We start from the raw sequence: 12,010 nt of genomic DNA, 5'->3' as shown, positions 1-12,010 counted from the left end.
GCTCGGCCCGCCCGACCCGACGCCCGGTGTGGCCAGTCCGACGCCGGTGGCCACCACCGACCCGCTGCCCCCGCCGGGCGGCAGCGGGTCGGTGGTGGCCACCGGCGTCGGACTGGTCACACCGGGCGTCGGGTCGGGCGGGCAGAGCGGTTTGAGGTTCGGGTTGCCCGGGTCGTCGCTGGTCAGCTCCGCCAGCCGGCGCTCGGCGTCCGGCTCGTTGCGGGCCTGGATGCCCTGCTTCACCCGCTCCTGGGCGGCCAGCGTCAGGTCGTCGAGCCGGGCGTCGCTGCGCTCGTGCACGTTCGACAGGTCCAGCCCGGCGACCTGGCCGGGCACGCCGCGGAAGACCGCGAGCTGGCCGTCGTCGGTGGCGCCGACGTAGTACTGCCGCTGGGTGTACGTCCAGCCGCCGAACACGCCGCCGCCGACGATGACCGCGAGCGCCAGCACCATCGCGACGGTGCGCAGCGGTCGGCGGCGCCGGCCGTCGGGCTCGTCGTCGCGGTTGTCCGCCGGCTCCTCGGGGACGGGTGGCCGGGGCGCGGACAGCGCCGAGGCGCGGGCCGCCGGGGTGGAGTCGTCGGCCGAGGTCGCCATGCCGCGGTCCCGGGCGGCGGCGCCGCCCACGATCGGGGACGCCTCGACGATGTCCTGGTCGGTGGCGTCGGCGATGATCACGGTGATGTTGTCCGGGCCGCCGCCGCGCAGCGCGAGCTGCACCAGGCGTTCCACGCACCGCTGCGGGTCGGGGTACTCCCGCATGGTGTCGGCGATGGTGTCCGCGCTGACCACGCCGGAGAGCCCGTCGGAGCAGATCAGGTAGCGGTCGCCGGGCAGCACCTGCCGGACGCTGTACTCCGGGTCGATGTCGCGGCCGTCGAGCGCCCGGGTGAGCAGCGAGCGCTGGGGGTGGCTGCTCGCCTCCTCCGCGCTGATCCGGCCCTCGTCGACGAGCATCTGGACGTACGTGTCGTCCTTGGTGATCTGCGCGAACTCACCGTTGCGCAGGAGATAGGCCCGCGAGTCACCGATGTGGACCATCCCGAGCTTGCTGCCGGAGAAGAGGGTCGCGGTGAGCGTGGTGCCCATCCCCTCCAGCTGCGGGTTGGCGTCCACGGTGTCGCGGAGCTGCTGGTTGGCGGTGCCCACGGCGGAGCGGAGCGCGTCGACCAGGGCGTCACCGGGGACGTCCTCGTCGAGCGGCGCCATGGCACCGATGACGATGTTGCTGGCGACGTCACCGGCGGCCATGCCGCCCATGCCGTCGGCCACGGCGAGCAGCCGCGGTCCGGCGTAGACGGAATCCTGATTGCCGTCTCGGATCAGACCGCGGTCGCTGTGGGCCGCGTAGCGCAGGGTCAGAGTCATGGCCGTAATTCGAGGGAAGTGCGGCCGATCCGGATCGGCACGCCGAGGGGGACGGGGGTTGGTCCGGTGACCTTAGCGCGATCGAGATAGGTGCCGTTAGTCGATCCGAGGTCCTCGACGTACCACTGCCCCTCACGGGGCACCAGCCGGGCGTGTCGCGCCGAGGCGTAGTCGTCGGTGATCACCAGCGTCGAGTCCTCCGCCCGGCCGATGGTGATCTGGGCCTCGCCGAGCGTGATCCGGGTGCCGGCCAGCTGGCCGGCGGTGACCACGAGCTGGTGGGCGGCCCGGCCGCGCTTGGCCTTCGCCGGCTTCCCCGCCTGCCCGGTCGACGCGCCGATCCCCCGCGGCGCGGCCACCAGGCGGCCCGACCGGGCGCCCGCGAACAGGTCCCGGCGGATCACACCGACGACCGTGAACACGAAGATCCACAGCAGGATGAGGAACCCGAACCGGGCGACGGTGATGACGAGCTCCGGCAACGGGGATCAGCCGTCCACGCGGAAGGTCAGCGTCGTGGTGCCGAGCTGGATCATGTCGCCGGGGTTGAGGGCGACCGCCGAGACGCGCTGGCCGTTGACCATCGTGCCGTTCGTGGAGCCCAGGTCGGTCAGCACGACCTGCCCGCCGTCGAAGTCCAGCCGGGCGTGGCGTCGCGAGATGCCGACGTCGGGCAGGCGCAGGTTGGCCTGGTCGCCGCGGCCGATCACGGTCGAGCCCATCTGGAGGGGGTAGGTGCGGCCGTCGCCGGAGACCAGGCGGACGTTGCGGCCACCGCCGTGACCGGGCGGAGGGCCGTAGCCGCCGCCCTGGTCGTACGCCGGGTACGCCGGGCCGGCGTCGTAGCCACCGGGCGCGGAGACCGGGGCGACGTCCCCGCCGGTGTAGACCTCGGCGGTGACCCGGAACATGCCGGTGTCCAGGCCCTCACCGCGCTCGACCTCGACGATCACGTCGCCGTAGACCGTCCACGCCTGCTCGCCGATGAACTCGGCCTGCGACTGCGCCAGCTCCTGGGCCAGCGCGGCAGCGTACGGCGCCAGCCGACTGTGGTCGTAGGGCGAGAGATCGATCACGTAGCGGTTGGGCACAAGGGTGCGCCCACCGGCCAGGATCGCCTTGTGCGCCTCGGCCTCCCGCTGCATGGCGTTGAGGATCTCCACGGGGTGGACCACCCCTTTGAAGACCTTGGCGAAGGCCCCCTCGACCAGGCCTTCCAGACGCTTCTCGAAGCGTTGCAGCACGCTCACCGGCTCCTCCTCGGGTCCCGAGGCAATGATGGTATCCGGACACCGCCTCCGCAGCTCACACGCCGCTCGGCCGGCTGCCGTCGGCCCGTTCGTGACCAGGCCCGCGGACGTGCTAAAGTTTCGCCCGCCACGAGCGGTGATCGTTCGTGGCGTGGCCAGTGGACAGCGTAATATGTCCCGGCACCCGTCGCAGATGGCGGGCGCGGGATGCGATATGGTGTTCCGGGTCGTGCCACGGGGATGTGGCGGAATGGCAGACGCGCACGGTTCAGGTCCGTGTGTCCGAAAGGACGTGGGGGTTCAACTCCCCCCATCCCCACCAGAACAAGGGCTCCGCAGACAGCGGGGCCCTTGCTTCGTATCGGGGCGTTTCGGACGTCACGCTATGCTCCGATGGTTTCCCTGCCTCCCACGGACCAGGAGTGGCGTGTGACTGTCGCGTTGGTGACCGGTTCCGGCGGTCTGATCGGCTCCGAGGCGGCCCGGCACTTCGCCGGACTGGGTCTCGACGTGGTCGGCATCGACAACGACATGCGGCGGTACTTCTTCGGCGAGGACGGCTCGACCGCCTGGAGCCTGGACCGGCTCGCCGCCGACCTCGGCTCCGCGTACACCCACCACGCCGTGGACATCCGCGACCGGGACGGCCTGGAGCAGGTCTTCAAGCGGTACGGCAAGGACATCGCCGTGGTGATCCACAGCGCCGCCCAGCCGAGCCACGACTGGGCCGCCAAGGAGCCGTTCACCGACTTCGACGTGAACGCCGGCGGCACGCTCAACGTGCTGGAGTACACCCGGCGGCACGCGATCGACGCGCCGTTCATCCACTGCTCCACCAACAAGGTGTACGGCGACCGGCCCAACTCGCTGCCGCTGATCGAGCTGGAGACCCGCTACGAGCTGCCCGAGGACCACCGCTGGTACGACGGCATCACCGAGGACATGTCGATCGACGAGTCGCTGCACTCGATCTTCGGCGCCTCGAAGGTCGCCTCGGACGTGATGGTCCAGGAGTACGGCCGTTACTTCGACATGAAGACCGCCTGCTTCCGGGGCGGCACACTGACCGGCCCGGCGCACTCCGCCGCCGAGCTGCACGGCTTCCTGGCGTACCTGATGCGCTGCGTGATGGAGGGCCGGACGTACAACCTCTTCGGCTACAAGGGGAAGATGGTCCGGGACGCGATCCACTCGCACGACGTGCTCACCGCGTTCGAGGCGTTCTTCCGCGAGCCGCGCTCGGCCCAGGTCTACAACCTCGGCGGCGGCCGGCACTCGAACACCTCGCACATCGAGGCGTTCCGGATCGCCCAGGAGATCACCGGCCGCGAGGCCCGGATCAACTACGTCGAGCAGGCCCGCACCGGCGACCACCAGTGGTACGTCAGCAGCATGGCCCGCTTCGAGGAGCACTACCCGTCCTGGAAGATCACGTACGACGTGCCGATGATCCTCCGCGAGATCTACGAGGCCAACGTCGACAAGTGGGTGCCGAAGGCATGAGCGCCGGGACCAAGCGCAACGTCCTCGGCGTCGGGGTCGACGCGACCGACTACGCCCGGGCCACCGAGGCCGTGGTCTCGGCCGCGCACGAGCGCCGCCCGCTGGCGCTCACCGCGCTCGCCGTGCACGGCGTGATGACCGGCGTGCTCGACCCGGCGCACAACGCCCGGCTCAACTCGTTCGACGTGGTCACCCCGGACGGTCAGCCGGTGCGCTGGGCGCTCAACCTGCTGCACGGCGCCGGGCTCACCGACCGCGTCTACGGCCCGGAGCTGACCCTGCGGGTGCTCGCCCGGTTCGCCGAGGAGGGGCTGCCGGTCTACCTCTACGGCTCCACCGAGGAGACGCTGTCCCGGCTGGTCCCGGCGCTGGAGCGCAAGTTCCCCGCGCTGAAGATCGCCGGGGTCGAGCCGTCCAAGTTCCGCGCCGCCACCCCGGGCGAGGACGCCGAGATCGCCGACCGGATCCGGGCCAGCGGCGCCCGCCTCGTCCTGGTCGGGCTGGGCTGCCCGCGCCAGGAGGTCTTCGCGTACGCCATGCGCCCGCTGCTGGACATGCCGCTGATGGCTGTCGGCGCGGCGTTCGACTACCACGCCGGTCTGCTGCGCAACCCGCCACCGTGGATGCAGCGCGCCGGACTGGAGTGGTTCTGGCGCCTCGGCCTGGAGCCCAAGCGCCTGTGGCGCCGGTACGTCATCCTCAACCCGGCCTACCTGGCCCGGCTCGCCGCCCAGAAGACCGGGCTGTGGAAGGCCACCCCGCCGGCGCCGGCCACCACCCGACCGGCCACTTTCGACGTCTGAGCCGCCCCGACGACCCCTACGGGCCCGGATACGGGACGAACCGGGGTGCCGTCCCGGATTCGGCGAACGTCGAAACGGGCAAGGCTGGGGGGCATGGATGACCGTCTCGCCGTACTGCTTCCCGTCGCCGCCGTCTGGCTCGCCGCCGGACTGGTCGCGGAGGGCCTGCCCGGGCTCGACCGCGCCCGCGCGCTGCGCCGGCGTACCGGATGGCTGTCCGCCCTGGTGCTGACCGGCCTCGCGCTCACCGCGGCGGTCCTCGCCGCGGGCCTGCAGAGCGCCGGCGACACCACTGTGGACCGGGCCGCCGCCGCGCTCGGCGTCGCGGCGGCGCCGGCGGCCGTGGTGGCGGTCTGCACGGTACGGCGGGTCCGGCGGCTGCGGTCCGGCGCGGGCGCGTTCGCGGCGGCGCCGGGAACGCCCGCCCCGCACGGGCTGCGCGCGGCCGCGGCGCACCCGCTGATCGCGCTGCCGTTGCAGGCGACGGCGCTCGCGGTGCTGGTGGCCGTGCTGCCGGCGCTCGGCGTCGCGCTGCTCGCCGCGCCCGGAGTGGCCGGCCCGGTGATCACCGTCGCGGTGCTCGGTGTGTGCGCGATCGGAGTACGCCACGCGCTGCGGCACAACCGGCTCGCCGAGCGGGCCATGCCGGCGGCCGAGCCGGTGTCAGCGCGACCGGCTCGCGCCCTGCACGTATAGCAGCTCCAGGATCGCGCGGGTCGCCTCGAACCAACGGTCCAGCCAGCCGGGCGGAGGGACGCTGCCCTTCGGCGGCAGTTCCATCAGCAGACCGCGCAGCAGCGGATGGTCCACCAGGGACTCCTGCTGCTCGATCGGCCAGCCGCTCGGCGGGAACGACGGCTCGGTGAGCGGGTTGGGGTCCAGCGACGGCAGGGACAGCGGCGTCGCGGCCTGCTCGGGCACGCCACCCTCGCGGGCCTCCTCGCCGTCGCCGGAGACCACCTCGGTGAGGACGGTGTCCCGGCGGGCGCCGCGGTACTTGCCACCGAACCGCTCGGGCTTGCCCGGGCCGCTGGTGAGGTTCTCTGAACCGATCGTCGTCATCCGTCTCGCCTGCCTCGTTCGGTTGCCGATCCGTGCGGTTCAACGAGGCGGATCGAAACTGGCGACGGGTGCGGCGTCCGGACGCGAATGGTCCCGCCCGGCAACGCTGCCGGACGGGACCACGCTGCGGTGCCGGTCAGCTCCGGCCGAACGCGCCGCCCCGGGCGCGGGCGACGAAGGTCTGCCAGTCGTCCGGAGCGAAGATCAGGGCCGGGCCTGTCTTGTCCTTCGAGTCCCGGACCCCGACCGCCCCGGTCACGTACGCGACCTCCACGCAGTTGTCGCAGTTCGGCCCGCTCTTCGAGCTCTTGAACCACGTCGCCTGCGTCAGGTCCACGGGGAACTCCTTGGTCGCCATTTCCACAGTGGCTCCTCTGCCAGTTTCGCGATATGTGCGATGGATTCCTCCGGGCGTATGGCCGCTGCTCGAATGTGATCGAAGATGAAGCTGTACTTCTGCAGTTCGTCGCTCTTCTCCAGGAAGAGCCCACCCGTGGCGTTCTCCGCGTACACGACATCGGGATCACTCGGCTCGGGGAAGCTGAGGATCGTGAAGGTGCCGTCCATGCCCGCGTGCGCGCCCACCTCGAAGGGCAGGACCTGCACTGTCACGTTCGGCAGTTCAGCCACCTCCACCAGCCGCTTGAGCTGACCACGCATCACCGCGTCGCCGCCAACCGGCCTGCTCAGCACCGCCTCATCGAGCACCACCCACAGATCGACCGGATCGTCCTGCGTCAACAACGACTGACGGCCCAATCGGACACGCACCCGTTGGTCTACTTGTTCGGCGGTGAAGTCCGGCCGGGCCGCCCGGATCATCGCGCCGGCGTACTCCTCGGTCTCCAGCAGCCCCGGCACGACCTGCTGCTCGTACGCCCGGATGGAGCTGGCCGCGGCCTCCAGGCCGACGTACGCCCCGACCAGCACCGTGCTGTACGGATGCCACCAGCCCTTCTGCCGGGCCTCACGGGCGATCTGCACCAGCTCGTCGCTCTCCGCGCCGACGACTCCGTAGATACGGAGCATGTCGCGCACGTCGCGCGGCGTGGCGGTGGTGTGGCCGGTCTCGATCCGGGAGACCTTCGACGCCGAGCACTCCAACTGCTCGGCCACCGCTTCTATGGTGATGCCCGCGGCCTCGCGCTGCCGGCGGAGTTCCGCCCCCAGCCGGCGCCGCCGGATGGTGGGGCTGCGCCGTTCGGTCACGGCATCTCCTCGGCTCGCGACTGCGTCACAGTCACCCGGCTACCTCCGGTCGGTCGCGCCCCGATTCCGCACCCACCGCGGGCGCGACCGGCGGGCGGCGGGCGAGCGTTCGCGGCAGGGGTGGTGCCGGTCGTCGACCGGCCGCGACGGGCGAAACCGGCGTCCAGTGTGACGCCCCGATACCTGACGCTTCAAGTTTCCCGTTCACGTGTCCTCCTCACCTATCCGCAAAACACGACGTGCAACTTGCATGTCGCACGTCGCTGTAGCACTCTGTCCGTATGGCACGGGTTACTCACCGTCTTCGAACGATCTCCGGGCGTGGTGACACCGCGGTCCGTGGGACGGCCGGAGGGGAGCCGTCCCGCGCCGTGCGACCTGCCCCGGAATGAAGACCCCGTCGCTGCAAGCCAGCTTGGCTGCGGCGGCGGGAGCGGTAACCGGGAGCAGCCGGGTGATGGTCGGGTGGCGGTCCGCCACCGCGGGTACGGCCCGACCAGCACCGCCAAACGACCGCCGGTCCACGAGGCAGACCCCCGTCACCGGACCGCACCGACCTCGTTCAGCCTCGCCGGTCCCGACGACCGGCCGACCCTCCCCAGGAGCCCATGTGCTTCCCCGCTCCGGTGACGTACTGCACGTGACGCGCGCGGCGAGTGTCCAGTTCTTCCGACCGATCATGTTCCGGGTGATCCGGATTCTCGACTGGCCGACCTACGACGGTTGGCTCTGGCTCGACGGCTACGAGTTGAACGCGGCGGGGGACGCGGTCAACCGGCGGTCGATCTTCGTACTCGAAGAGGGGTTGCAGCAGGTCCACGCTGCGCCGGTTCCCCGGCAGCACACCGTCCGGACGGCCCGCCGCCCGGTGGTCCGGACTCCGGTCCGGGTGGGCTGACCTCACGATTCCCGGTCGGGAGGGCGTGCCGACGCCATAGAATCGGTACGCCCACCCCGGCATGTTCCACCCGCGCGCCACGGACCCTGAACCTGGGATGGTCATGGTCAATCTGCCCGCCGCGCGGCGGCACCACCGGTCCCGTGTCGGCTATGCCCTCGGGCTGTTCGCCTTCCTCGTCGTGGCCACCGCGCTCGCGCTCGTGGTGCGGCACCCCGCCTTCTCTGCCACCCAGCAGCTCGCCGAGCCGGTACCGGCCCCGGAGATCACCGTGGCCGGTGAGGACGGCCGAGCCGCATCCGGCGAGGACGCCCGGGCGGCGGCCGGCGAGGACGACGGCTGGTCTCCCACCGACCCGTCGCAGGACGAGGACGATCCGGAGGCCGACGCGCCGCCCGCGGGCACCGGAGGCGGCGAGGGCACGCTCGCCGAGCGGCCCACCGACCCCACCGACGACCTCAGCCGGTCGCTGTTCTACTCCGGCCTGCTCGGGCTCGCCATCTCCCTCGCCGGCCTCGGGCTGGTCGGCGCCCGCCGGCGTCAGTGGTGAACGTTCCGACACCGGTCGTGGACGTCAGGGCGTGGTGGTGGTCGCCGGGGCGGAACCCGGCGAGCTCGGGCCGGCGGTCGGCGGCGCGGGTACGGCCACCACGATGGTGACCCGGTCGTCCTCGCCCACCGGGTAGCCGGCCTCCGGATCGGTCGAGATCACCGTGCCGGCCGGCCGGTCCGACGCCCGCCGCTGCACCCGGTAGTCCACGTCCAGCCGGTCGAGCGCCGCCCGGGCGGCGGCCTCCGGCAGCCCCACAAGCGGTGGCATCGGCACCTCGACCGCCTCGGTCGTGGGTGGCGTGCTCGGCGGGGAACTGCTCGGCGCGGCGCTCGTCGGGGCGGCACTGGTCTGCGCCGAGGTGCTCGGCACCGCCGACGGCACCGTGCCCGGATCCGAGTCCCGGTCGGCGGCACGCAGCGCCAGCCACACCCCCGCCCCGATCAACCCCAGCAGGAGCAGCGCCAGGATGCCCAGCAGGATCGGCATCCACCAGCGGCGTCCGGCCTGCTCGTCGCCGTACCACTCGCCCCCGGGCTCGGGATAGCCGGCCGGTCGCGGCGGCGGCACCCCGGCCCGGCCGGACCAGGCGCCCACCGGCTCCTGCGGTGCGGTGGCGTCCAGCGGACGCCGCGACGGCCCGCCGGGCAGCGGACGGGTTGCGTCACCGCCCGCGTCCGGCGGCATCGCTTGGGTCTCGTCGCTCCCGGCGGCATTGCGCGGCATGGCCCGGGTCGCGTCGACGTCCTCTCCGCCCGAGTCGCGCGGCATCGCGCGGGTGGCGTCGGCGTCCTCCCCGGCCGGATGCCGGGGCACGGCGCGGGTCTCGTCCGCGTCACCGGCGGGAGGATCCTGACGGTCGTCGCTCATGGCACGTCCTTTCCCCACCGGGACGGGGCGCACGGCCCTCGATCGTCCACCGTAACGGGCCACCGCCAGGTCGGCCGGGATCAGCGCGCCCGCGCCGGTCAGCCAGTCGGCGACGGGGTGGCGGACGGCGACTCGGACCGGGCGTCGCCGCAGGTCAGCACCACCTGGTCGTTCCACCGCGCCGGGCTGCCCGCGACCGGCTCCTGTGCCGTGACCGGGCCCTGGCGACCAGTGCCGTAGCGGGGATAGAGCCCGGCGTCCACCAGATCGTCCGCGGCGTCGGAGCAGGACAGCGCACCCACGTCGGGCACGCTGACCGCCGGAGCCGGTCCGGTCACGAACAGGGAGACGGTGACGCCGCGCTTCACCGGCGTACCCGGCGCCGGGGAGGCGCGCTCCACCGAGCGTCCGGCGCCGGTGCCGAAGACCAGTCGCCAGCCGAGCCGGCGGTCACGCAACTCCCGGCGGGCCTGCTCGAAGTCGACGCCGACCACCTCGGGCACGGTGAGCCCGGCGGGCGTGCTCGTCCGCGTACCGGTCGGGGCCGTGGTCGCGGGAGGCGTGGTGGCCGGCGCGGACGTCGAGGCGGTGACAACCGGCGTGGCCTCGCCGGAGGCGGCCGGACGGTCCGGGTCGCCGGCCAGGATCCAGCCGGCGCTGCCCCCGATCACCGCCAGCAGAACCACTGCCAGGCCACCCCCGAGGAACAGCCGGGCCGGTCGCGGGCCGGTGCCGTCGCCGTCCGGTTGCCGCTCGTCCGTCATGTCCCCCGCCCCCGCTCATCGACGACCGTATCCACCGCTGCCAAACGGTCACGGCGTGTCGCCACGACTCGCCGCGCCGACCTCGGGACGTTACGCTCCCCGGCATGGTCAGTCGGGGCTGGGGAGGATCGACCGCCGCCGCGCTCGGCGTCGCTGCCGGCGCGGGCGCCGCGCAGCTCGGTTTCGGGTACGGGTTGGGCATCATCAACTGGGCGCCGACCGGCGCGGTACGGATCGAGGCGGCCTGGGTGGCGAGCCTCGCGTGGGCGACCTGGATCGCGGCGACCTCGGTCATCGCCGGCGCCGTCTGCGCCCAGCGCCTGCGGGGCCGGGACGACGAGTCGCAGGGCCGGCCGCCCCGGTTCGCGCTGGTGCTCGCCGCAGCTGTCGGCGCGCTCGTCACCGTACTGCTGGTGGCGGTGCCGGCGCGGGCGGCCCAGGTGCCGGACGTGTCCGCGCCGCAGACCGTCGCCGCCGCGTACGCGGGAGCCGGACTGCTTCTCGGGATGCTGCTCGCCACCTGGGCGCTGCACACCCGCGCCGCCGCCACCAACCTCATCGCCACCTCGGGCTGGCTCTGGCTGCTCGCCGTCGTGTCGGTGGTCGACGGGGTGGTCGCCGGCCGTGGCCTGACCACCGCCCAACTCGGCATCTGGCAGATCAGCGCGGACCGAGGCGCGTTCTGGATCCGCGACTACTTCTACTGGCCCGGCGCGCTGCTGTCGGTGCTCTCCGCGCTCGTGATCGGCGTGCTGGCGGCCCGGCGCGCGGCCCGCGCCGCCGAGGTACGGGTCGGCGCGGCCGCCTCCGGAGCGGCCGGACCGCTGCTCGTGGCACTGGCGTACCTGCTCGCCGTACCGCGGCTCGCCGGGATCGCCGCCGAGCAGTTGTCGGCCCACCTGATCGCCCCGTACGCGGTGATCGCCGGTGTCGGCGGCTCGATGCTGACGGCCGCGCTCGCCCAGCGCGCCGAGCGTCGCGCCGCCGAGCGGGTGAGCGTCCCCCGCCAGCGCACCGGCGAGCCGGACCCGGTCGTCGGCGAGGCCGACCCGGCGACCAGCGACCCCGACGGGACGTCCGCGCCGGCCGGATCAGTGTCGGACCCGTCCGGCACGTCGGCGGCGGGCGACTCGGGGGCGCGACCGTCGGGTGGGTCGCGCAAGCGCTCGGGCGGATTGTTCGGGGCGCGGAAGAAGGCCGGCCCGTCGGCCTCCGATCCGTCAGCGGCTGGCCCGTCGGCGGCCGGCTCGGCGGCGGCCGGCTCGGCGGCGGCCGGCTCGGCGGCGTCAGGTCGGTCAGGAGCGTCAGCGGCTGGCCCGTCGGCGTCCGATCCGTCGGGCCCGTCAGCGGCTCGCCCGTCAGCGGCTCGCCCGTCAGCGGTGGAGCGGTCGGGCCCGTCAGCAGCGGACCGGTCGGCGTCGGACCGGTCAGCGGACTGGGCGGCCGGGACGGACAAGGCACCGGACACCTCGGCCGGCACACGTGAGGCGACGGCCGCAGCCGAGCCTGGCGTAGCCGTCGGCCGGACCGGAACGGAGAAGGGCCGTGCCACCCGGTCGGCTACCGGCCGTCGGGGTCGGGCCGTCCCGCCGCAGCGCCAGCCCGAAGCCCTGGACCACCCGCAGACCAGCCAGGACGGTCCCTCGTCACGTTCAGACAAGCCCTCGTAGTAGCCCGAGGCTCCTCAGCGGTCGCCCGAATCCCGCCCACTCCCATCGATCTTGGAGTTGTGG

Annotated in this window: 13 protein-coding genes, 1 tRNA gene and 1 pseudogene; 7 read left to right on the top strand and 8 right to left on the bottom strand. The window is 73.2% G+C overall.

Annotated features, from left to right (window positions below):
* From BAW75_RS03420 to BAW75_RS03410, 3 genes are all read right to left on the bottom strand, one after another.
* Nucleotides 1–1,368 (bottom strand): PP2C family protein-serine/threonine phosphatase (locus tag BAW75_RS03420; protein ID WP_244206003.1); only part of this gene is annotated, 1,368 nt, incomplete at its 3' end.
* Nucleotides 1,365–1,850 (bottom strand): FHA domain-containing protein FhaB/FipA, encoded by a 486-nt coding sequence (locus tag BAW75_RS03415; protein ID WP_030500489.1) that lies wholly within the window; start codon nucleotides 1,848–1,850, stop codon nucleotides 1,365–1,367. The genes BAW75_RS03415 and BAW75_RS03420, both read right to left, overlap by 4 nt.
* Before the next feature lie 6 nt (nucleotides 1,851–1,856).
* Complete coding sequence (locus BAW75_RS03410) at nucleotides 1,857–2,645, bottom strand: FhaA domain-containing protein (RefSeq protein WP_026267912.1); 789 nt, start codon at nucleotides 2,643–2,645, stop codon at nucleotides 1,857–1,859.
* 209 nt (nucleotides 2,646–2,854) lie between these two features.
* Between BAW75_RS03410 and BAW75_RS03405 the strand changes: the two genes are divergently transcribed.
* The 4 genes from BAW75_RS03405 (at nucleotide 2,855) to BAW75_RS03390 (ending at nucleotide 5,620) form a co-directional block, all read left to right on the top strand.
* Nucleotides 2,855–2,940: transfer RNA gene (locus tag BAW75_RS03405), tRNA-Leu, on the top strand.
* A gap of 71 nt (nucleotides 2,941–3,011) precedes the next feature.
* Nucleotides 3,012–4,121, top strand: a complete 1,110-nt coding sequence (locus BAW75_RS03400) for an NAD-dependent epimerase/dehydratase family protein (protein WP_051611303.1) — start codon at nucleotides 3,012–3,014, stop codon at nucleotides 4,119–4,121.
* Nucleotides 4,118–4,924, top strand: a complete 807-nt coding sequence (locus BAW75_RS03395; RefSeq protein WP_069088773.1) for a WecB/TagA/CpsF family glycosyltransferase — start codon at nucleotides 4,118–4,120, stop codon at nucleotides 4,922–4,924. The genes BAW75_RS03400 and BAW75_RS03395 overlap by 4 nt, the downstream gene beginning before the upstream one ends.
* A gap of 93 nt (nucleotides 4,925–5,017) precedes the next feature.
* On the top strand, nucleotides 5,018–5,620 hold the full coding sequence (locus BAW75_RS03390; protein WP_104112596.1) for a hypothetical protein: 603 nt from the start codon (nucleotides 5,018–5,020) through the stop codon (nucleotides 5,618–5,620).
* On the opposite strand, the gene BAW75_RS03385 is transcribed toward BAW75_RS03390, so the two are convergent.
* From BAW75_RS03385 to BAW75_RS03375, 3 genes are all read right to left on the bottom strand, one after another.
* Nucleotides 5,588–5,986: a hypothetical protein gene (locus BAW75_RS03385; RefSeq protein ID WP_043327626.1), complete on the bottom strand. Its 399-nt coding sequence runs from the start codon at nucleotides 5,984–5,986 to the stop codon at nucleotides 5,588–5,590. The two genes, BAW75_RS03390 and BAW75_RS03385, sit on opposite strands and share 33 nt — an antisense overlap.
* 136 nt (nucleotides 5,987–6,122) lie before the next feature.
* Nucleotides 6,123–6,344 (bottom strand): DUF397 domain-containing protein, encoded by a 222-nt coding sequence (locus BAW75_RS03380; RefSeq protein ID WP_043327627.1) that lies wholly within the window; start codon nucleotides 6,342–6,344, stop codon nucleotides 6,123–6,125.
* On the bottom strand, nucleotides 6,314–7,195 hold the full coding sequence (locus BAW75_RS03375) for a helix-turn-helix domain-containing protein (protein WP_043327628.1): 882 nt from the start codon (nucleotides 7,193–7,195) through the stop codon (nucleotides 6,314–6,316). Before BAW75_RS03375 ends, BAW75_RS03380 begins: the two co-directional genes overlap by 31 nt.
* A gap of 610 nt (nucleotides 7,196–7,805) precedes the next feature.
* Here BAW75_RS03375 and BAW75_RS03370 point away from each other — a divergent pair.
* Nucleotides 7,806–8,093: a hypothetical protein gene (locus tag BAW75_RS03370; RefSeq protein WP_030500482.1), complete on the top strand. Its 288-nt coding sequence runs from the start codon at nucleotides 7,806–7,808 to the stop codon at nucleotides 8,091–8,093.
* Nucleotides 8,094–8,190: 97 nt separating this feature from the next.
* Entirely contained in the window at nucleotides 8,191–8,643 is a 453-nt protein-coding gene (locus BAW75_RS03365; protein WP_104112595.1) for a hypothetical protein, read from the top strand.
* A 24-nt stretch (nucleotides 8,644–8,667) separates the two neighbouring features.
* Here the strand turns inward: BAW75_RS03365 and BAW75_RS03360 are convergent, their stop codons facing one another.
* Nucleotides 8,668–9,513 carry a PASTA domain-containing protein gene (locus BAW75_RS03360; RefSeq protein WP_104112594.1) on the bottom strand — a complete coding sequence of 282 codons (846 nt, stop codon included), beginning with the start codon at nucleotides 9,511–9,513 and terminating at the stop codon, nucleotides 8,668–8,670.
* 98 nt (nucleotides 9,514–9,611) lie between these two features.
* Complete coding sequence (locus BAW75_RS03355) at nucleotides 9,612–10,277, bottom strand: PASTA domain-containing protein (RefSeq protein ID WP_104112593.1); 666 nt, start codon at nucleotides 10,275–10,277, stop codon at nucleotides 9,612–9,614.
* Nucleotides 10,278–10,381: 104 nt separating this feature from the next.
* Here BAW75_RS03355 and BAW75_RS03350 point away from each other — a divergent pair.
* Nucleotides 10,382–11,527 (top strand): annotated as a pseudogene (locus tag BAW75_RS03350) (hypothetical protein); the annotation flags it as partial.
* Nucleotides 11,528–12,010: the final 483 nt, after the last annotated feature.

Origin of the sequence: Micromonospora chalcea (assembly GCF_002926165.1) — a bacterium.
Taxonomy (GTDB): Bacteria; Actinomycetota; Actinomycetes; order Mycobacteriales; family Micromonosporaceae; genus Micromonospora; species Micromonospora chalcea.
Note: the sequence above shows the minus strand (reverse complement) of the source record. Positions and strands in the feature narration are given on the sequence as shown.